Genomic DNA, 26,679 nt, shown 5'->3' with positions numbered 1-26,679 from the left:
TTCTCAGTCAGGAGCACTAGCCGATGAATTTGCGCTATAAATTATTTACGGCATTTTTGGGCCTGATTATCATTCCTTTATTTATTCTAGGCATGCTTATGTTTTTTGTGACTTATAATTCTATTGAGAAAAAGTACAGCCAGCAGTCGGAATACTCACTTAAAGCGATTAGTTACAGTATTTCTAATGTATTAAAAGATATGGATAACGTTACAGACAACGGAATTGCTACCTCGGTGTTTCATATGGCCCTTAGTGCAGATGATCCTAACAACCAGGATTTGACTGATGCTGAGCAACTGAATCTGAATGCGAGCCAGCGCAATTTCCGTAGTCTGTTGTTTAATCATCCATCGATCAGCTATGCATTTTTGTACAATTTTAACGGTAGAGGTAACTCTGAAATCGTGTCGCTTTTTAACAAGGAAAATTTCCGAACGCTACCCTATGATACATTCAAAAAAAGTGATCTGTACCAGGAAGTTATGGACTTAAATGGTGTGCCGAAATGGCTGGCTCCTCACGAGTATCCCGAGCTTACGGGTACTGAACCTGTGTTTACACAAATTCGGCTAGTGAAGGAATTGAGCTTCTTTCAGAACATAGGTATCCTAGTTGTGCAGATCAAGAATTGGGAGTTCGAATCCATATTTCGCAATTTAAAAATTGGGGATAGCAATCAGGATGTTTCCTTTATGCTTGTAAATGATGATGGAATGATTCTTTTTGACCCAGATCAAAAGCTGGATGGACAGGACTTCCAGTCTTTCGCGGATAAAGAGATTACCTTTAAAAAAGGGTTTCAGAGTTTCAAAACAGAGTACAACGGGGAGAAAAGCATTCTTTCCATGTATCATTTGAAGGACTATCCATGGAGTCTGGTATCTGTGACTTCTTGGGATACGTTGTCTCACGAAGTTACAGTATTTGCTCGCTGGTTCGTCGCTGTGATTTTCCTTTGCTTATTGGCAGCTGTGATCTTCAATTTATTTTTTATGAACCGGATTACCGGCGGCATCGCCGTCATTGTTCGTTTTATGCGCCGGGTTGAAGACGGAGATCTGACCACTAGGGTAGAAGTTAAAGGGAATGATGAGCTAACGCTGCTTGCTAAGGGTTTTAATGACCTTATGGATAAAATCAATGGGTTGTTTAACAGAATTCATGTGGAGCAGCGTCGCAAGAATCAAGCTGAGATGCGTGTTCTGCAGGCACAGATTAAACCACATTTTTTATTCAATACATTAGAATCAATCAATGTTCTCGCTATACAGAATGAAGGCAAAAAAGTTAGTGAGATGGTCTACAGGCTGGCTAGTATTTTGCGAATCAGCATTCAGGATCGGGAAGAGATTACACTGGATGAAGAAGTTAAACATTTACGCAATTATTTGGATATACAAAAATTCCGCTTTGAAGATTTGTTCGAATACGAGATCGATATTCCGAATGAATTGATGAGTTGCGGTATCCTTAAACTCACGTTACAACCGCTTGTAGAGAACAGCATTCAACATGGATTTGAGGGCATTGATTACAAAGGTCATGTTTCTGTGAAGGTTTGGGAGAAGCAGGGGGATTTGATTTTACGTATTGAAGATAATGGTATTGGTATTACACCTTCTCAGTTGGCTATTTTTCAATATATTGTGAATGATCCTGTGGAGCAAGAAGTTAAGGCTGAACGGGATAACCGGATGAATCTTGAACGCAGAGGTCTTGGTATTCGCAGTGTAGCAGATCGCATCCGCATTGAATACGGTGACAGGTACGGAATATTTATCTGTTCTAGTCCAGGTCATGGTACTATTATCCAATGTGTCATACCTAAATACGAGCAGGGGGAAGATCATTATGCTAAAAGTATTATTGGTTGATGACGAAGCCCCAATTCTGAATAATCTGAACAGGGTGTTGCCTTGGCAGGAGATGGGGATGGAGGTTGTCGGTATGGCGCGAAGCGGAATGGATGCTTTGCGTATTGCCGAGGAGAAACAGCCTGATCTTGTGTTATGTGACATCCGTATGCCAGTGATGGACGGGTTAACTTTTATCGGTAAGTTGCGGGAGATGGGATTGGATAGCGAGGTGCTGCTTCTTACCGGATATCAGGAGTTTGATTATGCACGGGAAGCGATTCGGCTAGGTGTTAAAGAGTATATTTGTAAGCCGATACATTATGAAGAGCTTGGCAATAAGGTACGGGAGATTGGGGCTAAAATCCGTAGTAAGCAGTTTAAGAATAAACTGTATAATAGCATTCCGATTTTTCAGGAAATCCCTGAAGGTGATGATGATTCTGGCAAAAAAACACCGGATCAGCTGATGAACCAAGCAGCTAAGTACATCACAGAACATCTCCATTCAGATATTGGGATTGAGGAAGTGGCGAATAAGATCGGGATTAGTGGCAGTTATTTCTGTCTCTTGTTTAAGAATCGTTTTGCTATGACTTTCGTGGAATACGTGACCCTACAACGAATTGAAGCTGCGAAGTTTATGCTAACTAACAGCGATAAGAGTATTACGATGATTGGCTCGGGAGTTGGCTATCAGGAGCGGCGTTATTTTACCAAGGTATTTCAGAAGCAGACAGGAATGTCGCCTAAGGAGTATCGCGACCGATGCCGGACCGAAGTGCAGTGAGGTTAGCTGCTGAGTGGTGAGGTTAGCGTCGCTACAAGGAATGTTTGTTGCTGAGTGGTGAGGTTAGCGTCGCTCCAAGGAATGTTTGGACTTCCGGTCGCTGTTATCCTCAGATTTCTTGATTAGATACCGCTATTAGCGGTTGAAATCCGAGGATAAAGGCGAACGCTACGCTCCTACAGTTCCAAACTTCCTCTCCGTTCCTTCTCCCTCACCCCTCTTCGTAGTATAGGGGCCGTCCCACACCTACGGATGTGGGCCTCTCTGGGAACACAAGGACATATTGCCTAGTTAATTTAAGGCAGGAATTATCGACCAGTCCTTGGCTGTGATAAAGTACGAAGATTATCAACCAGCCTTAGCTGTGATGAAGAGAAAAGATTATCAACCAGCCCTTGGCTGTGATAAAGTACGAAGATTATCAACCAGCCCTTGGCTGTGATGAAGAGAAAAGATTATCAACCAGCCCTTGGCTGTGATGAAGAGAAAAAGATTATCAACCAGCCCTTAGCTGTGATGAAGAGAAAAGATTATCAACCAGCCCTTAGCTGTGATGAAGAGAAAAGATTATCAACCAGCCCTTGGCTGTGATAAAGTACGAAGATTATCAACCAGCCTTAGCTGTGATGAAGAGAAAAGATTATCAACCAGCCTTGGCTGTGATGAAGAGAAAAGATTATCAACCAGCCTTGGCTGTGATGAAGAGAAAAGATTATCAACCAGCCCTTGGCTGTGATAAATGCGATTAAGGTACATAAGCTATGATTAATTAAATTTTTTGCCTCTATTAGAGGCTGAAGAGATGGTTTTCCTCGATTTTCGAGGATAATCGTCTCTTTTTTTATAGAAATATAATATGTTCCCTATACTCCCATAAATTATCATATGTTTTAATTAGAGTGTAAGGAGGATACACAAAACGTTAGGCAAGCAAGAGTAATTGGGGCTTAAGAATGGGATGATGGAGAATGGGGGAACCAAAAATGAGTGTGACGAATCCTTCCGTCAGCTTGTCAGAAGTAAAGAAACCAGGCAGGGGAAGAACGCCGAATTTTCTTAGAGTAATGAAGAAATATTGGGTGTTCTATTTGATGATGTTACCTGCGATAGTGATTCTAATCATCAATAATTACATACCGATGTTAGGGACGGTAATTGCATTTAAGGATATCAATTACCAAAAAGGGATTCTGGGTAGTGATTGGGTCGGGTTAGCGAACTTTAAATATTTAATCTCGACGGAGACGGCCTGGATCATTACGAGGAATACGTTATTGTATAATACAGCGTTTATTATACTGACGCTATTTTTTTCGCTGGCTTTCGCAATTATGTTTAACGAAATGCGCAGCAGATGGCTATCGAAATTCCATCAAAGCGCTATGTTTCTCCCTTATTTTCTCTCTTGGGTCGTCGTAAGTTACTTAGTATACGGCTTTCTGAGTGCAGAGCATGGGTTCATGAACAAGACATTACTCCCGTTCTTTGGGGTGGATCCTATCGAATGGTATTCACAGTCCAAATATTGGCCTGGGATTCTAGTAATCGTGAAGATATGGAAAGAGATTGGGTATACAACGGTTATTTATATGGCCGCTATTATTGGAATAGATAATGAATATTATGAGGCTGCACTAATTGATGGAGCTTCTAAATGGAAGCAGATTCGAAAAATCACACTGCCGCTAATCAGCCCAGTTATTATAGTAATGACGCTGCTGCAGATAGGTAGGATTTTTAACGCAGACTTCGGATTATTCTTTCAGGTTACGAGAAATGCAGGAGCGTTATACTCGACGACGCAGGTTATCGACACATATGTATATCAAACCTTCCTCGCAATCGGTGATATAGGAATGTCTTCAGCCGCGGGTCTCGTTCAATCTGTTGTAGGATTTCTATTGATTTTCTTAGCGAATCTTGCAGTGCGGCGAATCAGTAAAGATGATGCTTTATTTTAAAGGGAGGTGGGAGTGTTGAGCCAGACAGAAACAGCAATAGGGTCGTCACGGCGTACAGGGAAGCGCACAAAACGGCAAAGACAACCCAATGAAATATCTAATATATCTAATTTGCTAATTAATATATTCTTTTGGATATACACAGCGATTTGTGTGGTGCCGCTGATCCTCGTAGTTATTGTATCGTTTTCGGACGAGAATTCCGTTATCCAGAACGGCTACAGCTTTTTTCCTAACAAGTGGGATATTTCTTCTTATGAATTTCTGTTAAAAGATTATTGGCAAATTATCGATGCAGCTTCCGTTTCGTTATTTGTGACTGTGGTGGGCACGATTCTGAGTCTTATCATTATGGCTATGTACGCTTACCCTATCTCACGTGGAGATTTTCCACATCGTAATTTCTTCTCATTTTTTATGTTTTTTACAATGTTGTTTAATGGTGGCCTTGTGCCTTGGTATCTGGTCTACACGCGAATGATGCATATGAAGGATACGTTATGGATTCTAATTATGCCACTGCTGGTTTCTGCTTTCTTTGTTATCATCTTACGGACCTTTTTTGCCAATACCATACCGCCAGCTTTAATCGAATCTGCTAAGATCGATGGGGCACCAGAATTCCGGATCTTCGTTCAAATTATTTTGCCTTTGTCTATGCCAGTGTTAGCTACAGTAGGTTTGTTTCAGACCCTGGCCTATTGGAATGATTGGTACCTTAGTTTGATCTTTATCTCACCCGAAGGTCATGTCAATTTACAATACCTAATGTATAAGACGATGCTGAATGTTCAATTCCTGACAGCAAGTCCTCAGGCGATGGCTGCCTTGGCTGCACAGGGTGTAGAAATCAATATTCCAACAGAAACGGTAAGAATGGCGATGGCTGTTATTGGTATTGGACCTATCGTGTTTGTATATTCCTTCTTCCAGAAGTATTTTATTAAAGGGCTTACCGTGGGTGCTGTCAAAGGTTAAGGACGATTGTAATGGCTTAATTCGGCCGCTTTATGCTAAGGTGTGAACGGCCGATTCAGCATATATAAATATTTTGAGGGAGGTTATGGTGTATATGAAAGCTGTTAGAAAAAGCGCACTAATGACACTATTGCTAACGATGGTACTGAGTCTTAGTTTAGCAGGCTGCGGTGGAAATAACGGGAATAATGAAGCAGCTTCACCTGCTCCAAGCGAAAATGCAACCGCTACCAATGCTGCTGCTACGGATGAGCCAGCCGCGGATCCTACTGCCGAACCGGCAAAAGAATTGGAGCCTTATACCGTCAAGTTAATTTATGTCGGTGCCGTGCAAAAGGATGAAAAAGCTGTAGAAGATGAAATCAATAAGTTATTGGAACCTAAAATCAACGCCAAATTGGATATCGCACCGATCGATTGGGGTCCATGGGACAATGATGTCAATCTGAAAATTGCGAGTCAGGAAAAATTCGATATCATCTTTACAGCTCAATGGAAGAACTACGTAACGAATGCAGCTAAAGGCGCTTATCTCCCGATTAATGACGATAGCGGCAAATATGGTAATCTCCTAAATGAATACGGCCAAGGAATTCTAAAAAATCTGGATCCACAATTCTTAAAAGGTTCAGCGATCAATGGTGTGAATTATGCTGTTCCTACAAACAAGGAGCTGGCTGCACAAGGTGGGGTTGTCTATCGCTCCGATATTGCGGATGAACTGGGCATCGATATGTCAAATGTGAAATCCATCCAAGATCTGGATGCAGTTCTCAAAGTAGTGAAGGAGAAAAGACCTGACCTGACTCCATTGTATTTCAAACAAGGTGAGACCTTTAACTCACAATACATGGCACAATACGATACCCTTGGTGATGCTGCCATTCCTGGTGTTCTGCTTAAAGATTCCTCAGATACTAAGATTCAATCGATGATTGAGATGGATCGTTATAAAGAAATCATTAAACTTACTCGTGAGTATATGAAGAAAGGTTACATTAACAAAGACGCAGCTGTTGCTACGAATTCGACTCAGGATGCAATGAAGGCTGGCAATGTCTTTATGACAGTGCAATCGCTTAAACCGGGTAAAGATAGTGAGCTGGCTAACGCTACCGGCTTGGTTGGCAAGCTGAAACAAATTGCATTCAATGATCCAACGATTTCTACAAGTGATGCTGCTGGATCGATGCTTGCGATCTCCGCTTCCTCTGGTGATCCGGCTCGGGCCATGATGGTGCTAGATATTCTGCACACAGATAAAGATATCAACAATCTGCTTGTTTTCGGTATAAAAGGTGTGCACTATGAAGTCGTAAGTGGTGATACGATCAAAGCTACAGATAAAACAGCTGATTATAATACGGCTGCAGCTTGGATGCTTGGAAGTCAATTCCTGAACCCCGTGTGGGAAAGTGAAGCTCCAGACAAATGGGAACAATTCAAAGCCTTTAACTCTAAAGGTAAAGCCTCTGTAGCGCTTGGTTTCAACTTCGATGCCTCCTCAATGAAGACTGAAATGGCTGCTTGTAAAGCTGTAATGGATGAATACGACATCAGTTTGGATACGGGTTCTGTTGATCCTGATACCGTACTGACTAAGTATGCTGATAAGCTGAAAAAGGCAGGGCTCGAAAAGATTATTGCAGAGAAACAAAAACAGCTGGATGCTTTCCTGGCTGCGCAAAAATAAAGCGAAAATGAATTCAAAAAAGGCTCTCCCCGGCAGGCTGATTTAGCCGGGGAGAGCCTTTTTATGATAGTATTTAGCGGAAGGAGCTGTCTATTCGCTTTGCGGCTTGAACAGCAAGGGTCCAAGCCAGTTCAGGAGTTAGCTCGCCTTTTTCAGCTTTGGTCAAGTATTCGAGCATGCTTGTCTCCACGTCAGCATGATGAGGGCCGTAATAGGTGGGAATTACTGCTTTTGCTGCTGACGAAAGGGTCAGACCAAGCTCTGAATTAGGAAAATAAGGATCATGCAGATCGTGGATCTCTGGGTCATCATAGATTTCGGGGGTGGAAGGGAAAGCCCCTTGTACCTTGAAAGAAACCAATTGCTGCGCTGGTTCGGTCAGCCATTTAATAAGAGCAAAGGATTCATCAGGATGATTACCTGTCTTTGGTAAGGTCAGAACGGAGCCTCCGCGATTAGCACTGTTTTCTGGGATTTGTGTTACATTCCATAAACCGCTGGCAGTTGGAGCACTGCTCTTGATATGACCAATCATCCAAGCCGGACAGAGCATGACTGCAAAATCTCCGTTGAGCAGGCCTGCACCCCAGCGTTGGGTATCCACTGCAATACTGGCGGACAGATTTAGCTTAAGGGCTTGAATTGAGAAGTCCCAGGCTCGTTTGACCGCTGGATTATTGTCGAGGATCAATTCTTGTGTTGTGGGACTGTAATATTGAAGCTTGGACTGACGTAGAAGGGTGAGATAGAGGTTCTCCAAGTCATTTACAAAAGCTTTTCCTGTTCTCTCCTGTACTTTGGTGCCCGCTTCAAGGAATTGATCCCAAGTTTGGATTTCTTTAGCCACTTCCTCTGGTTTAGTAGGGAGGCCTGATAATGCGAATATATCCGTTCGATATAACATGGCATAGGGTCCAATTTCCGTTGGTAATCCGAAAATAAAATCATTACCCAGCACCTCCTGCCACTTCCAATTCAGAAATTGGTCCTTCAGATTGTCAGCTTCAAAGGTTTTTAGATTATAAAAATAATCAGGAAATTGTTTGAAGCGATCTAAATAGCTAATATCAATGGCAGCCACATCCGGCGAACTATATCCAGCTGCGAACGAGGTCTGTAGCTTGGCTGGAAGCTGCGTGGAGGTGGAGGTCTGAATATGAATCTCTAGCTCGGGATGCTGGGATTGATATTGGTCAATGAGCGACTCAAGACCTGATCCAGCAGTGAGCCAGATGTTCAGCTGTATCGGGTCTTGTAAAGCGGTATCTTCCTTGGAAGGGGAGAGCTGACAACCACTTGTATTAAGTAACAAGCCAAATGTTAATAGGACAGTAATCAACTTACCATTTACATTCAAGAGAAACACACCTCTGCTTTATTTGTTGTGCTTCTGAAATTCCTGAGGAGTCATCCCCATATATTTCTTGAAAATGAGACTGAAATATGCAGGATCCTTAAAGCCTACTAATTCGCTAACCTCATATACCTTGAGAGTAACATTCTCTAATAATTCAGTAGCTTTTTGAATACGAAGTTTGGTAAGAAAGCTAGAGAAAGGCTCCCCTACATCATCTTTAAACAATCGGCCGAGATAGGTAGGATTCATATACAGTTCGTCTGCGATCATCTTGAGGGAGAGATTTTCTTGGAGCCGGGAATTCATAACCTCAATCATCATAGAGATTACCCTGCGCGTTGCCTTTACTTGTAGTTGTTCAGTGAGCTGTGGAGAAGCCGAATGCATGGAGAGGTCTCTGAAAAAGATAACGGATGGCGTACTCTCTTTTTTGACCTGCTGACAAGCTTCCAGACTCTCATGATAGGCGGTTGCGAGCGCCCCCAATTGATAGTGAGGGTTGGAGACCCCTGCACAAAATGGCGATTTCAGAATGCCTGATAGCTTATGCAGCAGCTCTTGTGTCAATACCTCATCAACGCCGTTAGGCTGCTCAAGAGGATAGAATAATAGCATGATGGCTTCCTGCTCCTCTTGAATGCCAACAACGTTGGCGTACAGCGCAAAACATTCTTCTAATATATTTATAACTGCTGCATACATGGCTTGTTCCGACCAGTTCTGAGGCATGCCCACTCCAAGATGGTTTACGGTTACGACTACAAAGGAATGAAAAGGAGGAATAAGTTGTTCTTCAAAATAGGGCAACGGGATGCCGTAAAGAAGATCAGATAAGCGTTTCTCCCGAAGGTTTTTTTCTCTTAGCTGCGTTAATTGCCTCTGCTGTTTCTTCAATTGAAGACGTTCATATACGCCTGTTGCGACTTCAAGAATATGTTCTACTGAATTTGGTTTAACCAAATATTCCTTTACACCATAACGGATGGCTTGACTGGCATAGGTGAAGTCCTGATAACCTGTGAGCAGCACGGTTTCAGTGTCTGGATAACATTCATGGATATGCTTAGCGAGTTCCAGCCCATCCATGCCGGGCATTCGGATATCGGATATCACCAGATCAACCATATGCTCTTTTAACAATTGCACAGCCTCTAAACCGTTCTCTGCCGAGCCAATAATGCTAAAGTTGTGATTCGCACTTCCCAGCATTTCTGACAGAGAACGGCGAACAAAACTTTCATCGTCCACGATTAACACATTCATCGTTGTGCCCCCTTAACTTTGATCATACTGTAATGGAACAGTGACCTTCACAAATAAGCCACCAAGCTCGCTTGTTGATAGCTGTAGACCAAATTCCTGTCCGTAGATTAGCTCTATGCGATGATTTAGATTAGATAGTCCAATTCCGGTATGAAGCAGCTTCTCCGGATTAACCTCACCGCCGACTAATGCGTCTGCCATACTTTCCTCGCTCATGCCGTCCCCGTTGTCTTCTACAGTTAACACCAGAGATGTTCCTTCACTATAGGCGCGTATGCGAATTAGCCATACTTCCCGAAGTGTGGGTTCAAGTCCATGAGTAATGGCATTTTCGACAAGTGGCTGAAGGGTTAATTTCATAAGCTGGCCATTCATAACCTCAGGATTTACAAAAAGATCAATCTGCAATTTGTCCTCGTAGCGCAGCTTCTGGAGAAAAATGAACCGTTCTAATTGCTTTAAATCCTCCTCAACTGTAACGAATTCGGATCCGCGGTCAATACTATAGCGGAGCAGATCACTTAGAGCGAGTACCATTTGGGACTCTTCCTGCATGCGCTTGTTGGCGAGCGACCAATAGATTGTATTCAAAGTGTTATAAAGAAAATGCGGGCGGAATTGCGCTTTGAGTGCTACGATCTGAGCTTGCTTTTCACTGATTTGTTTGCTGGATAGGTCAGCGATAGTATGATCCAGGTTTTGGAGCATCGAATTATAGCTTGAATAAAGGATAGCCATTTCTTTGTTCATGGTTGTTTTTACAAAAGGTAAAGTAGTTCCCCGTTCGACATTGCTCAGCTTGGTTGCCAGATTACGAAGGGGCTTGGATAGGGTCCAAGAGAAAAAGAAAGTGAATAGTAGGGCAGCACCCATCCCCAGCAGGCCAATTAAAATAATATTCCGGCGAATCGTATTTAAATCTTTAACAGCGTCTTTAGAATCAATGTAAGCAAAAACGCTCCACTCGCTATAGTCGGAATAGGCATAGGATACGAACAGATTGCGTGAGTTTATTTTTTGTGGAACGATTCTGGCTTTATGATTGCTGAATTGTTTTAGAAGCCCGTCGTTCATATAGAGTCCAATTTCTTTTGGATCTGTGGAATAGACAATGGTATTAAATGAATCAACAACTTGGATTTTCTCGTTTTTGCCGAGGTGAAATTGGCTGACAGCGTTATGGATAACCTCGACAGGGAGGACAAGAAACAGGGTTCCTAACCGGTTTAGATCATTCCAATCATTAATTTGTCTGGCTCCCATCACCACAGGGATATTACCGTTCTGCCATACATCTACACCGAACCAGACCATTCGGCCTTTATTCTGTGCTATAGCCGGGAACCAATAAGCATCGCGGATTTCCTTTTCGCTGTCCCAGATGACCTTTAAGGAACTGCTGTTGGTATACACCTGATCATCGGACAGACCGAGCAGCTTGAACTGGATGTCAGAGTTTATGGAACGTGTCTGTTGATCTATGTAACGAGTAATTTCCATGGCGTCTGTACGAGGTGAACGTGACAACGCTAAGTCACCCAAGGTTTCTTGAATCAAGGGACTGAACATGATCGTAGAAGAAAGCTTATCGTTATCCTGAAGAATTGCGTCCATTTTACCTTGAAGTTGCTTGACGGATTCCAGGATATATTGGTTGGAGCGGTTTAGAACAGCTTGAGAGGAAGAGCGGTAGGACAAAAAAATGGTGAATCCTACGATGGTGAAGATGATTAGAGAGAAGCCCATGATTAATTGAACGAGGATGGAGATTTTTTTGGACATGTTATCCCTCGCATGTAAAAGATATTCTTCCATACATTGTAACAAAAGCAAATGAAAGCGAATATAGTCAGACGAAAAATAAACATATTTATAGAAAAAATCTCATTTTTTTCAGGGGAAACAGCGTGGTTGTCCAACAATATTTAATACAGCGTTAATCTTTCTTTACTTAATAATGAAACTTTTTATGGTGGCATGCGTCTAATACTATGTTTGTTATGACGATCGTGGCAAAAGCTTTTTGCCGCCCTACCGTGGGTGGCAGCATTTTGCGGGGAATATAAGAGGAGTATGAAAAAGACAGAGACCTACTTATATTTACAAATAGGAGCAGAGGAGTTATATCATGGATTTGAAAAAGTTAACGTTAGTTGCTGTTTTGGCCGTATCTCAGGCCGCCGCGGCAGTGCCGGCTTTTGCTGAAGCTGTCAATAATACCCCAAGTAATACTACTGTAGTTGGGACAGTTGTTTCAGCTGCGCCGGAGGTAATGCCAGAATCTACTGATCCATTGCCGCCGTTGCCGACGGAGACACCAGGAGGAGTAGTGTCACCGACACCGACACCAACACCAACTCCAATTCCTTCAGAGACAGTTGATCCTACGGCTACTGTTGAACCTACAGCAACAATTGCACCTACTGCAACACCGCTTCCGACTGCAACTCCTGGAGTTACTACAGAACCTACAACAACAGATGGTGCTCGTGCTGCGGCTAGCAATCAGCTTATTCTTATGATGAACAGCAACAAAATGTATCAGAACGGCCAGGAATATTTAGCTAATCAGCCTATGGCAGTGAAAAACGGCGTATCCTACGTTTCGATCCGGGCTATGGTAGAACGTGTAGGCGTGAAATACGTTTATGATTATAAAACGAAAGAAACCATTGTTACCAAGGGAAGCGACGTTATGCGCTTTAAGACCGACAGCAAGGTCTATACAGTTAATGGTGAGAAGAAGACGATGAAAGGTCCAGCTTACCAATACAAGGGGACTTTCATGGTTCCATTGACATCCATAACTGGGGCACTGGGCATTCCATATACCGTTGATAATGTGCAAAAACGAGTAATCCTTACATTAAACAACAAGCCTAAAGCTTCCTTCACAGTGCCAACTGAAATTTACGCCGGTGAACCAGTGACCTTCGTAACCTCCAGCTCGTCACCAAATGGTGTAGCTATTGTGGATGAAAGCTGGGGAGGTAACAAGCAGGATATCTATGATCAACCAGGATATTATGTAGTAACCTATTCCGTAATGGATGCGAATCAACAGTGGAGTGATCCTTACACCATGACCATCACAGTGCTTAAACCTAATACACCTCCAGTTGCTAATTTCACTACAGACAAGGATTCATACAAGATGGGTGAAATGATTACTTATACCGATCTAAGTAGCGATCCTGATGGTGATGAAATTACCGTAACTTGGACGAACAAGGCCGAGGCTTTCTTTACTCCGGGTCCAGCGACAATTGCTGTCCAAGTAAAAGATTCACATGGCGCGATCAGCACGTTTGAGAAAACCGTTAATATTTCGGATGAAATCTTGTACAGTAAAGAAGATTTCAACAGATTATTTGCATCTCCGGGCAGTGTGTTTAGCATCGATGGATCGATGGTTCCTACTTGGCAGCAAGTAGCTTATAATCTTTCTTCCGAGCCTTATAAACTAATTCGCAGCAACAGCCCAGAAACGGTGTATACAGAAGGTGTTACTTACCGTGAGACTTCTTTGGGTAAAACCCGCTTCTTGATTCACCACAAGAATAACCTGAATATTAAAGCTAAAGTGTATGTGATTGCTACGAATAACAATTTGTACCCAACGACGCTTACAACCGAATATGTGGGCTTTGCAGGCCCAAGCACATATCCTGAAGGTACTGGTAAAATGTCTGTAGAACGTTATTGGAAATCTATGCTTACAAATGAGCATTATAAAACGATTGTTCTGCAACCAGGGGAAAGTGTCTCAATTCTGACCGATCTAAACCAAATTGCTATGAAACCAAGTGAAATTGTTTCACTTCAAGCGGACTTATTTAGTGATTATCCAATCGATTATAATGTCATGTTGATTGATGCGAATAAAGATCCACTGACTACACTTCCAACACTTCCAGTTCTGGATCGAGACGGAGTGCATAATCGGGGAACTTACGAAGATTCTACTCGTATTATCACGGTTACCGATGAGGTAGGAAAAACTCCTGCAAAACTTCTGCTAGGCGATAATTACAGTGATAAGAACCTGGCTGGCGTAGACCCAATGGCAGGTACGGAAGCATCCAATGCCGGTAATTTCGGGGTATTATACAAGATCAGATTCGAAAATGTTGCACCAAACTCATTGATTACGTTTAATCCACGTGGCGGTAACTATATGGGGCCGGTTATGGTTAATAACCAAATCGTGCATATGCCAAGCGTGGGAAGTCTCTCGAACGCTGACATGAACAGTGTGGTTTATCGTAGTGGTGAGTATGGAGGTTCTGTGGAGATTTTGTTCACAGCAGCTTCAGGCAGTAACTTGCCGGTCAATTTCCTCATCACTCCACTTCCAGCAAAGAAATAATAAATAGGAATATCCCTATAAGCTCTATTGGGGAATTATCTACAATAAAGGCCCGGCTGAATATTCCGTAAAGGAATACGCAGCCGGGCTTTTGTTTAAATATAATAATTCAGAGGTTGCGTAGGGGCGCTTCATGGTGCTTCATTGACGGGGCATTTATTTTGGGGCATTATTAAGAGAGTGAAATATAAATGAACTGATCTTATGGGAGATGAGCGTATGCTGTCGACAGAACAAATATTAGAAGTCATGTCGGGGCAAGGACTGCGAATCACCGACCAACGCAAAACGCTTGCCCAGTTATTCGGCGAGAATAAGGGATATTTGTCAGCGAAGGATGTATATGAGCATATGGGCCGTAAGTATAGCGGACTTAGCTTTGATACGGTGTACCGCAATCTTCGTGTAATGGAAGAGCTTGGTGTGCTTGAACAGATTGTCTTTGAAGACGGAGTGAAGTTCAAGGGAAGCTGCAATCATCAGGATCATCACCATCATATGATCTGCCTTCAATGCCAAAAGACCTACCCGATTAATTTCTGCCCGATGAATTTAACGGATACACCCGATCAATTCCGGGTAGTCAAGCATAAATTTGAGGTGTTCGGTTATTGCAAAGAATGTGAAGAGAACCGGGAAGAAGAATTAGTTGCAGCATCAGATAAACAAAAGGGACTTTAGAAATGGTGACCCTACGCAGAACGATTCAGGCGCCTATTCGGGTGTATCGCAGGTACATTTCCCCTATTAAACCTGCAACATGCCGCTTCTATCCAACCTGCTCTGCCTATGCCCTGGAAGCCATTGAAGTCCATGGTCCATTGAAAGGCTCATGGCTTGCAGCTAAGCGGATTGCCAGATGTCATCCCTTTCATCCTGGAGGACTTGATCCTGTGCCGCCTCTTCAAGATGAATCTGCTGAGAAGGATTCTGCCCCTGCGACTTGACATGGGGCCTTACCATTGGGTATATTCACAAGTAATAGTATGAATTCCGAAGAACGGATAAGTAAATCGTTACGTCCATTACAGAGAGCCGGAATATGCTGAAATCCGGTATGGAGCGTTAGATTGAATATGGTCCGGGAGGAACTGTGTTCGAGCGGGAACTGCAATTGTGGTTCACGTAAGATAACAGCGTGATCCAGCGTTAATGGACAGTTCCCGCGAGGGAACTGGCGAAGCCTGCGCTCTGTGAAGAGACAGGAAATTTGGGTGGTATCGCGTGAGTTATACTCTCGCCCCATTATGGGGGCGGGAGTTTTTTGTTTTTTAATAAGAAAGGATGATTACTGAATGAGTGAGAAAAAAACGTTTTACCTAACGACACCAATTTATTATCCAAGTGACAAGCTACATATCGGACATGCTTATTCAACCGTGGCAGGAGACGCAATGGCCCGTTACAAACGTCTGCGCGGCTACGAAGTGCGTTATCTAACCGGTACAGACGAACATGGACAAAAGATCGAGCGGAAGGCAGAGGAAGCAGGAAAGACCCCTCAGCAGTTCGTAGACGACATTGTTGTTGGTATTAAGGAGCTATGGCGTAAGCTGGACATTTCGAACGATGACTTCATCCGTACTACGGAAGAGCGTCATAAAAAAGTGGTACAGGATATTTTTGATCGGTTGCTGCAGCAAGGAGACATCTATAAAGGTGAATATGAAGGCTGGTATAGTATCCCAGATGAAACCTTTTACACAGAAACGCAATTAGTTGATATAGTGCGTGATGACAACGGTGTGATTACTGGTGCAAAAAGCCCAGATAGCGGCCACCCGGTTGAGCTGGTGAAGGAAGCAAGTTATTTCTTCCGGATGAGTAAATATGCGGATCGTTTGCTGCAATTTTACGAGGAGAATCCAGAGTTTATTTTGCCGGAATCCCGTAAGAACGAAATGATTAACAATTTCATCAAACCCGGACTGGAAGACCTTGCAGTTTCCCGTACAACCTTTGATTGGGGCGTAAAAGTTAAGGGCGACGAGAAGCATGTCGTGTACGTGTGGATTGATGCTTTGACTAACTATATTACTGCTCTGGGTTATGGTTCCGAGGATCGCACCTTGTATGACAAGTTCTGGCCTGCGGATGTACACATCGTTGGTAAAGAAATCGTTCGTTTCCATACGATTTACTGGCCGATCATTCTGATGGCGCTTGGGGAACCCCTTCCGAAAAAGGTATTTGCCCATGGCTGGTTGCTCATGAAAGATGGAAAAATGTCGAAATCTAAAGGTAACGTAGTTGATCCTGTGACACTGATTGATCGTTATGGCTTGGATGCATTACGTTACTACCTGCTGCGCGAAGTACCGTTTGGTTCGGATGGCACGTTCACACCGGAAAGCTTTGTAGACCGGGTTAACTATGATCTTGCCAACGACCTTGGTAACCTGTTGAACCGTACAGGGGCTATGGTTGAAAAGTATTTTGCAGGCGAGATTCCGCCATATGAAGGAAATGTAACAGCATTTGATGGTGAGCTTCAAGCTGCGGCTGAGAATACTTATGCCAAAGTAGAAGAAGCTATGGAAAAAATGGAGTTCTCCGTGGCGCTGACAGCTATCGGAATATTCATTAGCCGCACCAACAAATATATCGATGAGACACAACCTTGGGTGCTTGCCAAAGATGAAAATAGAACCGCCGAGCTGGCTTCTGTGATGAGACATTTGGTGGAAGGTCTGCGTACCGCTTCAATCCTGCTGCAGCCGTTCTTGACACAAACACCAGCGAAAATCTGGGAACAGCTGGGTATTGAGCCTGGTGAGTTAACGACTTGGGATAGCGGTAAGACCTTTGGCCTGATTCCGGCAGGAACAAAGCTGGTGAAAGGCAATCCAATCTTCCCACGTCTAGATGTGGAGCAAGAGGTAGCTTATATTGCCGAGGCTATGGGCGCTGGTAAAGCTGCGGCTGAAGTGGCGGAATCGGCTGCTCCTGCTGCTGCGGACTCCGAGCCAGTGGAAGAGCATAAAGAGGAAATCGGCATTGACGATTTCGCTAAAGCAGAGCTGCGGGTAGCTCAGGTTATTGCTGCAGAGCCAGTGAAAAAAGCTGACAAGCTGCTGAAGCTGCAACTGGATCTGGGTTATGAACAACGTCAAGTGGTTTCTGGTATCGCGAAATTCTATACACCGGAAGAGCTGGTGGGACGTAAAGTGATTTGTATCGTAAACCTTAAGCCGGTGAAGCTGCGTGGGGAGTTGTCCCAAGGGATGATTTTGGCGGCTTCTAAAGGTGACCAGCTAACGATCGCTACCGTGCCGGACAGCATGCCAAACGGAGCAGTAGTGAAATAAGACAATATTGTTGTAGAAATTTTTTAATGAGGTTGCTTGAACAAAGGAATGCTCCTTCAGCCGGGTTGGTTGTGGGAGCATTCCTTTTTTATAAAGGACGATACCGTCTTTCTTCTGAGTGAGGTTTCTTTGTTGACTTATCGTAACGATTACTATTATACTACTAATAGTAAAATTTACGATTTGAGGGGTAGATCAATATAATGGCGGCAATGAAATCACGTATAAGTTTGCTCGTCCTTGCACTGGTACTGGTATTTACACTAAGTGCATGCGGACCTAAGAGCAGTGGAAGTATAGTTGAAGGGAAAGTAAATGTAGTTACAACCTTTTATCCTATTTACGAGTTTGCTAAGGAGATTGGCGGGGAAGATATCAATGCTATTAACCTGCTTCCAGTGGGTGTGGAGCCACATGATTGGACACCGCGCAGTCAAGATATTATCAACACTTCTAAGGCACAGCTATTTCTATATAACGGTGCAGGCTTAGAAGGCTGGGTTCCTAACTTTTTAAAAGGCCTTGATAGCAGCAGTAAAGTTAAGGCGGTTGAAGTAAGTCAAGGTATTGATTATATCATGACCGATGAAGATGACGGGCATGATCATGGGGCAAGTGAGGAAGAGTCTCATCAAAATGAGGACACGGATCATAACAGTAATGCCTCAGGAGACAGCCTGCATACAGACCCGCATACTTGGGTAAGTCCAAAATCAGCCATTGTCATGGCTCAGAATATTAAAGAAAGCCTTCAGTCCGTGGATCCTGAGCATAAAGAAGGTTATGAAGAGCGTTACAATAAGCTTGCGGAACGTTTGCAGGCGTTAGACAGTAAATTCAAAGAGGAGCTTGCTAAGCTGCCCAACCATAAGATCGTAGTATCACATCAGGCTTTTTCTTACCTTGCCCGTGATTATGGATTGGATCAACATGCGATTATGGGACTTTCGCCAGACGCTGAGCCGCGCGGACAGGATTTAGTGAAGCTTGCGAAAATGGTAAAAGATGAAGGGATTAAGTATATCTTTTTTGAAGAGCTTGTCTCCGATAAACTGGCTAAGACTCTGGCCGCCGAAGCGGGCGTTTCCACTATGGTGCTTAATCCGGTAGAGGGACTTACTGCGGAGCAAGAGAAGAACGGCGACAATTACTTCACTCTGATGGAGAAAAATTTGCAAAATCTGATTATGGCCTTACAATAATAAGGAAAGTATAAGGGAAAGGCGGTACTTAAGCATGCAATCGGTATCCTTGGACTGCCATCAGCATATCATCGATATACAGGATCTTTCTTTTTCATATGGGGAACAGAAGGTGATATCGAATCTTAACTATAGTGTAAGAGAACGAGATTTCCTTGGTATCATTGGTTCTAATGGTGCTGGTAAAACAACATTGATGAAAATGATCGTCGGCTTGCTTCCAGCGAGCAGTGGTGAAATTAAATTATTCGGAACGTCTGTCCGCAAGTTTAAAGACTGGGAACGGATCGGATATGTTCCGCAAAAAAATGCCTTCAACCCATTGTTTCCAGCAACGGTGCGTGAAGTAGTTCTGTCAGGTCTATATAATAACAAGAATCTGATCCGCAGAGTATCTAAGGCTCAGCATCGTCAATGTGAGGATGCACTTGAAGTCATGCGGATACAAGATATTGCGGAGAAAAGAGTAGGCCAGCTGTCAGGCGGTCAGCAGCAGCGTGTTTTTCTGGCTCGGGCGCTGATTAACCATCCTGACCTGCTGATTTTGGACGAACCTACCGTGGGTATTGATGCCGAATCACAAGCGGGATTCTTTGAATTAATTACGCATATGCATGCTCATCATCATATGACCTTCCTGATGGTGTCACATGATATCGACATGATCAAAAATTATTTAGGTCATGAGCCCGTGCAGACGAATGGTAAAATCAACTTTTACTCCCGCCACTCACATGATCTCCAGAATTGCACAGAAGAGAATCTGCAGCACACGCTCTCTTAAGTCATAATTAAACTCTGAGCAGAGGTTTGCCTCTGTTCTCAGTGCATACATAACTTGCGTGTGGAAGTTAGTCAGTAGACAGGGTTTTTACTAGGAGTATTTCGACCTTGTTCCTATTTCTTGTTTTCTCTTATCTAAGCACCGCCCAGTCTGCAAGCGTGTCCCTTTAGGGACGAAAGCGATCTTTCCCCGACCTAACTATGTTCAGTAACACTAACTCCTACGCTAGTTGCACTTAACGGGTGTCCAGAGGGCAGAGCCCTTGGGGCCCTCCCTTGGAAGGGAGGGTTTGGGAGGGATCGAAAAAGGTTTGAAAAAGGTTTGAAAAAGGCTTTAAAATGGTTTGAGTTTTGTATGAAGGAGAGTTTAAGTTGGAAATACTATTTAGCGATTTTTTTCAGCGGGCGCTTGCGGGCGGACTGCTGATTGGTATAACAGCGCCGCTTATAGGCGTTTTTCTTGTGCTTAGACGATTATCCATGATTGGTGATACGCTGGCTCATGTTACTATAGCGGGGGTGGCACTCGGTTTTCTAACAGGATTTTATCCGCTGGGCGCAGGCCTTATCTTTGCAGTGGTAGCGTCCTTCGCGATTGAAAAGCTTCGTAAGGCTTATAAGAGTTATGCGGAGCTGTCGATTGCCATTATAATGTCAGGCGGAGTGGCGTTGGCTTCTCTCTTTTTCACCTTAGGAAAAGGGTATAATGCGGACGTAATGAGTTATTTGTTCGGCAGCATTTATACGCTCGATAATACCGATTTGATCGTTGTAGGCATAGTGACTATAGCTGTTGTAGTGGTAGTTTCGATGTTCTTTAAAGAGTTCTTTTTGCTTAGCTTTGAAGAGGATGCAGCAAGTGTAAGCGGGCTTCCGGTGAAACTGCTTAACATGCTGATCACCATTCTGACAGCACTTGTGATTAGCACAGCCATCAAGATCGTAGGCTCGCTGTTGGTATCTGCTTTGTTGACTATTCCGGTTGCAATCAGCTTATTGCTATCTCGTAGCTTTAAATCCTCGGTCATCCTGGCGGTTATTATTTCGGAGATAGCCGTTGTAGGTGGACTAGTGGTAGCTGGAGTCTGGAATTTGGCTCCCGGTGCAACTATTGTGCTTTTGCTCATATCATTATTGGTATTAACCTTGATCGGTAAAAAGGGATTGCCAGCATAAACAGCGAATTAAGTAATCGGTATCGCATTAGGCAAGCATAAACGCCTTCGGTGTCCTTGTAAGGACGATAAGCGAAAAAAAGGAGCCATAAGCAGCTCCATGAAGTGACTCGAATGCCGGAAGGAGAGCCGCTATTTTGTCTAATATCAATGCAGGAATTGCTTTAGCCGCAGGGGTGGCATCGTTTATATCGCCATGCTGTTTACCGCTGTACCCCTCTTATTTATCGTACATTACCGGGTTATCCGTTCAACAATTAAAATCAGGCAGCAACTCTAAAGAGGTTCGTGTACGCACCCTGACTCATACATTGGCATTTATATTAGGTTTTTCTGCAGTTTTTTACACACTTGGTTTTGGGGCTGGGTTATTCGGGCAATTCTTTAATGGCCAGCGTGATCTGATCCGGCAATTGTCGGCGATTCTAATTATTGTAATGGGTTTGTTTTTGCTTGGGATTTTTCAGCCGCAGTTTTTACTTCGCGAACGTAAGCTTGATTTAAAATGGAAACCGGCGGGTTATGTGGGCTCCTTTATTTTCGGGATTGGTTTTTCTGCGGGTTGGTCACCCTGTATCGGACCGATTTTGACGGCAATTATTGCTCTTTCGGCAAGTGACCCGGGCACTTGGTTTACATTGATTACCGCGTATAGCATCGGATTTGCTCTGCCATTTTTTCTCTTAGCCTTTTTCTTAGGCGGAGTGAAGCGTATCCTCAAGTATTCGAATCTGCTGATGAAAATTGGCGGCATACTTATGGTATTTATGGGTGTTTTGCTGTTCACGGATCAAATGTTCCGGATCACAGTGTGGCTACAAGGAATAACGCCGGATTGGCTGATTTTTTAGGTGAAGTAATCAATACCTGCTTCCGGAAAATGCTCAAAAATCCGCTCTGTGATAAATTCTCGCAGGGCGGTTTGCTGTTCATCCGGATAGACATATTTGTTCTGTCCCCAGCGGCCCCATTTCTTTTTGCGTTTCTCCATGTCCATTTCTAGTTTAGATTTCGGGTAACGTTTCTCAATTACAGTCTTGGCTGTTTTGGTGAATCGGTGCTGAATCATTTCAAAGGTTAGACCTTTTCCGATTTCTGGCGGAAGGGTCTTGGCTAATTTGGCCAGCAGCTCCGCATAGCCTTCCTGCCAGCCGTCATACCAAATAATTGGGGCAATGATGAAGCCCAGTGGATAGCCGGCGCGGGCAACCTTTCCAGCCGCTTCAATTCGCTCTTCAAACCGCGAGGTAGCAGGCTCGAAATTTTTGATCACATAGTCAGCATTCACGCTAAAACGAATTCTGGTATGTCCGTTATGCTGCAAATCGAGTAGAGGTTCAACATGTTGGTATTTGGTCACAAAGCGCAGGCGGCCAAGGGGCTCCGCTGCCATGAATGTGATGAGTTCTGAAAGAGACCCGGTAATATGCTCCAGTCCTAACGGATCTGAGGTACAGGCTGCTTCAAAAGTCGTGATTTCAGGGCTGCGCTCCTCGATATATTTTTTGGCGGCGTCAATGATGTCATCGGTGTTTACATATACACGAATGTAAGGCTTTGCCCCTAAAGTAGTCTGCAAATAACAATAATGGCAGTGGCCCATACAGCCAGTTGCGATTGGAATTGCATAATCTGCGGAGGGTTTGGATTGGTCAAACTTTAAGGTTTTGCGCAGGCCGACTACAAGTGTTCTTTTGGCAATTTTATATTGCTCGACCTCTGTGTCACCCGGGAAATTCATTATACGGTTATGCGATGTAGTCATGCGATAGGGAATATTGTTAGCCTTCACCCATTCCATAATTCGTTCACCTTTCGGGTAATTTAAAGCATCCGGCTCGAAGAAAACAAGCTCGGGGACAAAAAGGGCTGTAGCTTTTCTGGTTCTCTTTACGGGAGGGGTCTCAGGTGTCACTATAGTCATGAATTCACGCTCCTTCTGAAAGATGAGTACGTTTATTATGCCTAACTGAGTCTCATTAGAAGCATGGCAATCATGGGTAACTCCTCCCCATGTTCTCTTGAAGGACTTGCCAAGGTGCGTTAGAAACATGTATCATTGTTAGAGCAAGGTTTGGCTCGGCGCCAGGTTCATTATAGAAAAGAGGTAAATTTTAATGCCAACACCCAGCATGGAGGATTATTTGGAGCGCATATATAAGCTCATTGATGAGAAAGGTTATGCGCGGGTCTCGGATATTGCCGAGGGACTGGAAGTACACCCCTCCTCTGTGACCAAGATGATCCAAAAACTGGATAAGGACGAATATCTCATCTATGAGAAATATCGTGGGCTTGTCCTAACCAACAAAGGGAAAAAAGTAGGGAAACGTCTTGTTGATCGTCATCAACTATTGGAAGAATTCCTCGGTTTGATCGGAGTACAGCAGGAATTTATCTATAATGATGTTGAAGGGATCGAGCACCACCTGAGTTGGGATTCGATTACACGTATCGAAACGTTGGTGGAATATTTCCGCCGCGATGAAGAACGTCTGCAGACTTTATATGCTATTCACAATGAACTGGCAAGCGATTCTTGAAATGTTTTTTCCCGAAACGGATACCGTCCTTAAAGTTATGCCCAGCAAGGCTTTGGTGAGCATAAACTACTTGATGGTATAGCCGTTTCTATTTTGTTTAGTGCAACCTTTCCCAGTTTTTAGCGTCAAAACGGATAAGTCCTTTTTCTGGCTGAGACTGATACCGCTCTTTTGAAGGGTGGAATCGGTACATCAACTTGGAGGATTGATCCGTTTTTTCTTTTTTTATAGGATACATATTATTTAGATTTGGGGAGGAATTATGAATTATCGTAAATGGATGTTGGGATTGCTAGTATTAGTATTGTTTCTGCCTTTATGGTCTCCTGGGGCACGTGCGGCAGCTGTGCAGATTACCATTGAACTGGATGGCGAGGCGCTGGCAAGCGATGTGCCGCCGTATATCACAGCTTCGAATGTAACGATGGTGCCAATTAGCGTCATTAGTAAAGGGTTGAGTGCTGGAGTAGTTTGGAATCAAAGCAGTAAGACAGTTACAATCACGCAAGGAGATACAGAGATCAAGCTGACCAGTGGCCAGAAAAGTGCATTAGTTAATAATGCTTCTGTAGCCCTTGACACCTCAGTACAGATTAAGCAGGGACGGGTTATGGTGCCGCTTCGTTTTGTAAGTGAGCAATTGGGGTTACAGGTTATCTGGGATCAGGCAACCAAACATATTTCTTTGTACTCTAATACAGAGCCGCCGCAGGCTGCTGATCCGGAAACACCAGCAGTACCTACAGCGACTCCTGTCGTTACGCCAACGCCGACCCCACCCCCTACAGCGACTCCAAAACCGACCTCACCAACAGTTCCAAGTATCCCTGGTGCGTCGGCTAACAAGGAGATGAAGGGAGCCTGGATCTCTACAGTATTTAATCTGGACTGGCCTTCAGTAGCTTCTGCAGGTAACGAAGCGAAACAAAAACAAGAATTTGATAATCTGCTGGACAAGCTAAAAGCTGTTGGTTTTAATGCTGTTTTTGTACAGGTTAGAACCTCAGCAGACAGCCTGTACCCTTCTGTTCTAGTTCCTTGGTCTAAGGTGCTGACCGGCACACAAGGAAAAAATCCGGGTTATGACCCGTTGAGCTATATGGTCAGCGCTGCACATTCACGCGGTATGCAGTTCCATGCATGGTTCAACCCATTCCGCGCGACAACGGATGCTTCTACATCCGCATTAGCAAGTAATCATGTGGCTAAGTCAAATCCGGAATGGATTGTAGACGCAGGAGGTAAAAAATACATCAATCCAGGGATCCCAGCAGCCCGCCAGCACATTATCGATACAGTGTTGGAGGTCGTCAAAGGCTATGATGTAGATGGTGTCCATTTGGATGATTATTTCTATCCTTCAGGTGTATCTTTTGCCGATGATACTGCTTATAAGACTTATAACACGAAGAACCTGTCCTCTAAGGCGGATTGGCGCCGCGATAATATTAATGAATTCGTTCGTCAATTGGGAGAACAGATTCATAAGGTGAAACCGAAGGTTTCTTATGGAATTAGTCCGTTTGGTGTATGGCGTAATATCAAAAAAGACAGCACAGGTTCGGATACCACAGCTGGAGTTACCGCTTATGACGATATGTACGCCGATGTTCGGACATGGATCAAGCAAGGCTGGATTGACTATGTCGCACCGCAAATTTATTGGAGTCTGTCCTTTAGCACTGCCCGTTACGATAAGCTAGTAGATTGGTGGGTTAAAGAGGTAGAGAATACGAATGTTAAGCTCTATATTGGGCAAGCTGCTTATAAGGTTGGAGCAAGTGACCAGAAAGCAGAATGGCAAAGTGGCGACCAAATCATCAACCAGCTTAAATATAATGAGAAATATAAAGAGGTTGCAGGCAGTATTATGTTCAGAGCAAATGACATTGTAGTCCGCAATCCGTTTGGATTATCAAATTTGCTGACCTTTTATTTTCAGTCCAAATAAGATAACTGTTCTAGATAAGGAGTCATGAATGCTCCCCCGTGCTCATAGATAAGCAATAGAATCTATGGGAAACGGGGGATTTTTGTGTATGGAGATTAACGCTGTGTTTGAAGGAGGGGGAGTAAAAGGGATTTCTCTCGCTGGAGCAGTTGAAGCCACGGAAAGGGCGGGGCGAACCTTTAAAAAGGTCGCTGGAACCTCCTCAGGCGCAATTGTAGCGACTTTACTGGCTGCGGGTTATGAAGGTGAGGAAATGAGTCGGATGATCCAAGGAACTTCTTTTTCATCGTTTATGAAGCGAGCTCCCATCTATAATACGGCTTGGGTAGGTCCTGCACTGCGAGTGTTATTGAAGAAGGGATTGTATTCGGGTGAAGCCTTGGAATCGTGGATGAGATCGCTTTTGCTAAAAAAGGGAATTATCACTTTTCGTGATCTGCCTCCAGGCAAACTATCTATAATTGCTTCTGACATTACCAATGGCCGGATATTGGTCTTACCAGATGGGTTGGAACAGTATGGAATCTCTCCTGAACATTTTGAGGTGGCTAAGGCTGTGCGAATGAGCTGCAGTATTCCTTATTTTTTTGATCCAGTGATGCTCAGGTTAAATGGACAGTCCGCGAGAGGGAAGTCTTTTATTGAGCAATTTGTATACGTTGTGGACGGAGGGTTATTAAGCAATTTTCCTTTATGGCTATTTGACGGGATGAATGAGAATAGTAAAGTGACGGGGAAAAGAATCCCTACGGTAGGGTATCAAACAGTAGGTAAAACCGACCCGCAGCCCCACAGGATTAGGGGGCCGTTCAGTATGCTGCAAGCTATGGTAAGCACCATGCTGTCTGCTCATGATGAGAAATATATTGAAGATGATAAATATGTCCGCACGGTAACCATCCCAACGCTTGGTATCGGCACGACCCAATTTAATATTACGAAGATGCAAAGCGACGAATTGTATGCCGCCGGACTGAAGGCAGGGGAAGACTTCTTTAAGGAGTGGCGCCCCAGATAACAAGCAAGCTTTATAATATCAGAAAAAAAGCATCCCACACGTTATTTTGAAACGTGGAGATGCTTTTTGGTGTTTGTTTTTATTTAGTTAATGGTACTTCGGAAGCTGATCATCGTTTTTCCCTTTATTTCCTTCGATGACTTGGAAGGGATAACTTTTACGTTTGCCTGGTGCTGCTTGTGTCTTGCGAATCCCAGCAACCTTGGTCATGGTTTTCTGCGAAGGTTTGACTTTGATTCTAGATCCATTACTGCTGCGAGCGTATTTCCCTGGTCCCATTTTGTAAGCATAATAGATAATCGCTAACAGTACTAAGGGGAGAATCAGCTTCGACAGCGTATAGAAAGGCTCAGTCAAGACTCCAATCACAAAACCGAATATTGCAAGAATTACTGAAATCCAAAAAATTAAAGCATGCCTGATCATAGGACA

General features: G+C 43.7%; 22 protein-coding genes and 1 other annotated feature. Of the genes, 17 read left to right on the top strand and 5 right to left on the bottom strand.

Annotated features, from left to right (window positions below):
- Nucleotides 1-23: 23 nt before the first annotated feature.
- The 6 genes from NSQ91_RS22630 to NSQ91_RS22605 all read left to right on the top strand — a co-directional run bounded on the left by NSQ91_RS22630 (nt 24) and on the right by NSQ91_RS22605 (nt 7,278).
- Nucleotides 24-1,877 carry a cache domain-containing sensor histidine kinase gene (locus NSQ91_RS22630; RefSeq protein ID WP_076129629.1) on the top strand — a complete coding sequence of 618 codons (1,854 nt, stop codon included), beginning with the start codon at nt 24-26 and terminating at the stop codon, nt 1,875-1,877.
- Nucleotides 1,855-2,646: a response regulator transcription factor gene (locus NSQ91_RS22625; protein ID WP_076278167.1), complete on the top strand. Its 792-nt coding sequence runs from the start codon at nt 1,855-1,857 to the stop codon at nt 2,644-2,646. The genes NSQ91_RS22630 and NSQ91_RS22625 overlap by 23 nt, the downstream gene beginning before the upstream one ends.
- Nucleotides 2,647-3,196: 550 nt before the next feature.
- A complete protein-coding gene (locus NSQ91_RS22620) occupies nt 3,197-3,382 on the top strand; it encodes a hypothetical protein (RefSeq protein WP_340919913.1) in 186 nt (61 codons plus the stop codon).
- 232 nt (nt 3,383-3,614) lie between these two features.
- Nucleotides 3,615-4,607 (top strand): ABC transporter permease, encoded by a 993-nt coding sequence (locus NSQ91_RS22615; RefSeq protein ID WP_305953563.1) that lies wholly within the window; start codon nt 3,615-3,617, stop codon nt 4,605-4,607.
- Nucleotides 4,608-4,622: 15 nt separating this feature from the next.
- Nucleotides 4,623-5,585: a carbohydrate ABC transporter permease gene (locus NSQ91_RS22610; protein WP_235219483.1), complete on the top strand. Its 963-nt coding sequence runs from the start codon at nt 4,623-4,625 to the stop codon at nt 5,583-5,585.
- Nucleotides 5,586-5,679: 94 nt separating this feature from the next.
- Entirely contained in the window at nt 5,680-7,278 is a 1,599-nt protein-coding gene (locus NSQ91_RS22605; RefSeq protein WP_076129630.1) for an ABC transporter substrate-binding protein, read from the top strand.
- A 73-nt stretch (nt 7,279-7,351) separates the two neighbouring features.
- Here NSQ91_RS22605 and NSQ91_RS22600 read toward each other — a convergent pair whose 3' ends face one another.
- From NSQ91_RS22600 to NSQ91_RS22590, 3 genes are read right to left on the bottom strand one after another with little or no spacing between them, the layout of a single operon-like run.
- Nucleotides 7,352-8,635 carry an ABC transporter substrate-binding protein gene (locus NSQ91_RS22600; RefSeq protein WP_340919907.1) on the bottom strand — a complete coding sequence of 428 codons (1,284 nt, stop codon included), beginning with the start codon at nt 8,633-8,635 and terminating at the stop codon, nt 7,352-7,354.
- Nucleotides 8,636-8,653: 18 nt separating this feature from the next.
- The gene (locus NSQ91_RS22595; RefSeq protein ID WP_076184175.1) at nt 8,654-9,898 is read right to left on the bottom strand and encodes a response regulator; all 1,245 of its coding nucleotides are present in this window, start codon (nt 9,896-9,898) and stop codon (nt 8,654-8,656) included.
- 12 nt (nt 9,899-9,910) lie between these two features.
- Complete coding sequence (locus tag NSQ91_RS22590; protein WP_076134511.1) at nt 9,911-11,680, bottom strand: sensor histidine kinase; 1,770 nt, start codon at nt 11,678-11,680, stop codon at nt 9,911-9,913.
- A 346-nt stretch (nt 11,681-12,026) separates the two neighbouring features.
- Between NSQ91_RS22590 and NSQ91_RS22585 the strand changes: the two genes are divergently transcribed.
- The 8 genes from NSQ91_RS22585 to NSQ91_RS22550 all read left to right on the top strand — a co-directional run bounded on the left by NSQ91_RS22585 (nt 12,027) and on the right by NSQ91_RS22550 (nt 21,586).
- Complete coding sequence (locus NSQ91_RS22585; RefSeq protein ID WP_340919904.1) at nt 12,027-14,267, top strand: stalk domain-containing protein; 2,241 nt, start codon at nt 12,027-12,029, stop codon at nt 14,265-14,267.
- Between the two features lie 219 nt (nt 14,268-14,486).
- Nucleotides 14,487-14,948: a Fur family transcriptional regulator gene (locus NSQ91_RS22580; RefSeq protein WP_036682896.1), complete on the top strand. Its 462-nt coding sequence runs from the start codon at nt 14,487-14,489 to the stop codon at nt 14,946-14,948.
- A 2-nt stretch (nt 14,949-14,950) separates the two neighbouring features.
- Nucleotides 14,951-15,214, top strand: a complete 264-nt coding sequence (gene yidD, locus NSQ91_RS22575; RefSeq protein ID WP_036682893.1) for a membrane protein insertion efficiency factor YidD — start codon at nt 14,951-14,953, stop codon at nt 15,212-15,214.
- Between the two features lie 40 nt (nt 15,215-15,254).
- Nucleotides 15,255-15,515: a binding site (T-box leader), on the top strand.
- A 47-nt stretch (nt 15,516-15,562) separates the two neighbouring features.
- Entirely contained in the window at nt 15,563-17,575 is a 2,013-nt protein-coding gene (gene metG, locus NSQ91_RS22570; protein WP_076306154.1) for a methionine--tRNA ligase, read from the top strand.
- A 203-nt stretch (nt 17,576-17,778) separates the two neighbouring features.
- Nucleotides 17,779-18,777: a metal ABC transporter solute-binding protein, Zn/Mn family gene (locus NSQ91_RS22565; RefSeq protein WP_076277679.1), complete on the top strand. Its 999-nt coding sequence runs from the start codon at nt 17,779-17,781 to the stop codon at nt 18,775-18,777.
- 34 nt (nt 18,778-18,811) lie between these two features.
- Nucleotides 18,812-19,561, top strand: coding sequence for a metal ABC transporter ATP-binding protein (locus NSQ91_RS22560; protein WP_076281385.1), 750 nt, complete (start codon nt 18,812-18,814; stop codon nt 19,559-19,561).
- Between the two features lie 371 nt (nt 19,562-19,932).
- The gene (locus tag NSQ91_RS22555; protein WP_036682884.1) at nt 19,933-20,736 is read left to right on the top strand and encodes a metal ABC transporter permease; all 804 of its coding nucleotides are present in this window, start codon (nt 19,933-19,935) and stop codon (nt 20,734-20,736) included.
- A gap of 136 nt (nt 20,737-20,872) precedes the next feature.
- Nucleotides 20,873-21,586: a cytochrome c biogenesis CcdA family protein gene (locus tag NSQ91_RS22550; protein ID WP_339187953.1), complete on the top strand. Its 714-nt coding sequence runs from the start codon at nt 20,873-20,875 to the stop codon at nt 21,584-21,586.
- Here the strand turns inward: NSQ91_RS22550 and splB are convergent.
- Complete coding sequence (gene splB, locus NSQ91_RS22545) at nt 21,583-22,659, bottom strand: spore photoproduct lyase (RefSeq protein ID WP_076184169.1); 1,077 nt, start codon at nt 22,657-22,659, stop codon at nt 21,583-21,585. The genes NSQ91_RS22550 and splB overlap by 4 nt on opposite strands.
- Nucleotides 22,660-22,852: 193 nt before the next feature.
- On the opposite strand from splB, the gene mntR reads away from it, so the two are divergent.
- From mntR to NSQ91_RS22530, 3 genes are all read left to right on the top strand, one after another.
- Nucleotides 22,853-23,278, top strand: a complete 426-nt coding sequence (gene mntR, locus NSQ91_RS22540) for a transcriptional regulator MntR (protein WP_036682880.1) — start codon at nt 22,853-22,855, stop codon at nt 23,276-23,278.
- A 262-nt stretch (nt 23,279-23,540) separates the two neighbouring features.
- Nucleotides 23,541-25,229, top strand: a complete 1,689-nt coding sequence (locus tag NSQ91_RS22535; protein ID WP_076303983.1) for a family 10 glycosylhydrolase — start codon at nt 23,541-23,543, stop codon at nt 25,227-25,229.
- An 88-nt stretch (nt 25,230-25,317) separates the two neighbouring features.
- Entirely contained in the window at nt 25,318-26,247 is a 930-nt protein-coding gene (locus NSQ91_RS22530; RefSeq protein ID WP_076129640.1) for a patatin-like phospholipase family protein, read from the top strand.
- Nucleotides 26,248-26,334: 87 nt separating this feature from the next.
- Here NSQ91_RS22530 and NSQ91_RS22525 read toward each other — a convergent pair whose 3' ends face one another.
- Entirely contained in the window at nt 26,335-26,673 is a 339-nt protein-coding gene (locus NSQ91_RS22525) for a hypothetical protein (RefSeq protein WP_036682871.1), read from the bottom strand.
- Nucleotides 26,674-26,679 lie beyond the last annotated feature (6 nt).

It is taken from the genome of Paenibacillus sp. FSL R7-0048 (assembly GCF_038004505.1).
GTDB classification, from domain to species: Bacteria; Bacillota; Bacilli; order Paenibacillales; family Paenibacillaceae; genus Paenibacillus_AQ; species Paenibacillus_AQ odorifer.
This window is presented reverse-complemented; position numbering and strand designations above follow the sequence as displayed.

Excerpts from the sequence above, each read along its gene's own strand:
- NSQ91_RS22630 (WP_076129629.1), top strand. The coding sequence starts at position 24 with ATGAATTTGCGCTATAAATTATTTACGGCATTTTTGGGCCTGATTATC.
- NSQ91_RS22625 (WP_076278167.1), top strand. The coding sequence starts at position 1,855 with ATGCTAAAAGTATTATTGGTTGATGACGAAGCCCCAATTCTGAATAAT.
- NSQ91_RS22615 (WP_305953563.1), top strand. The coding sequence starts at position 3,615 with ATGGGGGAACCAAAAATGAGTGTGACGAATCCTTCCGTCAGCTTGTCA.
- NSQ91_RS22605 (WP_076129630.1), top strand. The coding sequence starts at position 5,680 with ATGAAAGCTGTTAGAAAAAGCGCACTAATGACACTATTGCTAACGATG.
- NSQ91_RS22595 (WP_076184175.1), bottom strand. The coding sequence starts at position 9,898 with ATGAATGTGTTAATCGTGGACGATGAAAGTTTTGTTCGCCGTTCTCTG.
- NSQ91_RS22590 (WP_076134511.1), bottom strand. The coding sequence starts at position 11,680 with ATGTCCAAAAAAATCTCCATCCTCGTTCAATTAATCATGGGCTTCTCT.
- NSQ91_RS22585 (WP_340919904.1), top strand. The coding sequence starts at position 12,027 with ATGGATTTGAAAAAGTTAACGTTAGTTGCTGTTTTGGCCGTATCTCAG.
- NSQ91_RS22580 (WP_036682896.1), top strand. The coding sequence starts at position 14,487 with ATGCTGTCGACAGAACAAATATTAGAAGTCATGTCGGGGCAAGGACTG.
- yidD (WP_036682893.1), top strand. The coding sequence starts at position 14,951 with ATGGTGACCCTACGCAGAACGATTCAGGCGCCTATTCGGGTGTATCGC.
- metG (WP_076306154.1), top strand. The coding sequence starts at position 15,563 with ATGAGTGAGAAAAAAACGTTTTACCTAACGACACCAATTTATTATCCA.
- NSQ91_RS22565 (WP_076277679.1), top strand. The coding sequence starts at position 17,779 with ATGGCGGCAATGAAATCACGTATAAGTTTGCTCGTCCTTGCACTGGTA.
- NSQ91_RS22560 (WP_076281385.1), top strand. The coding sequence starts at position 18,812 with ATGCAATCGGTATCCTTGGACTGCCATCAGCATATCATCGATATACAG.
- splB (WP_076184169.1), bottom strand. The coding sequence starts at position 22,659 with ATGACTATAGTGACACCTGAGACCCCTCCCGTAAAGAGAACCAGAAAA.
- mntR (WP_036682880.1), top strand. The coding sequence starts at position 22,853 with ATGCCAACACCCAGCATGGAGGATTATTTGGAGCGCATATATAAGCTC.
- NSQ91_RS22535 (WP_076303983.1), top strand. The coding sequence starts at position 23,541 with ATGAATTATCGTAAATGGATGTTGGGATTGCTAGTATTAGTATTGTTT.
- NSQ91_RS22530 (WP_076129640.1), top strand. The coding sequence starts at position 25,318 with ATGGAGATTAACGCTGTGTTTGAAGGAGGGGGAGTAAAAGGGATTTCT.
- NSQ91_RS22525 (WP_036682871.1), bottom strand. The coding sequence starts at position 26,673 with ATGATCAGGCATGCTTTAATTTTTTGGATTTCAGTAATTCTTGCAATA.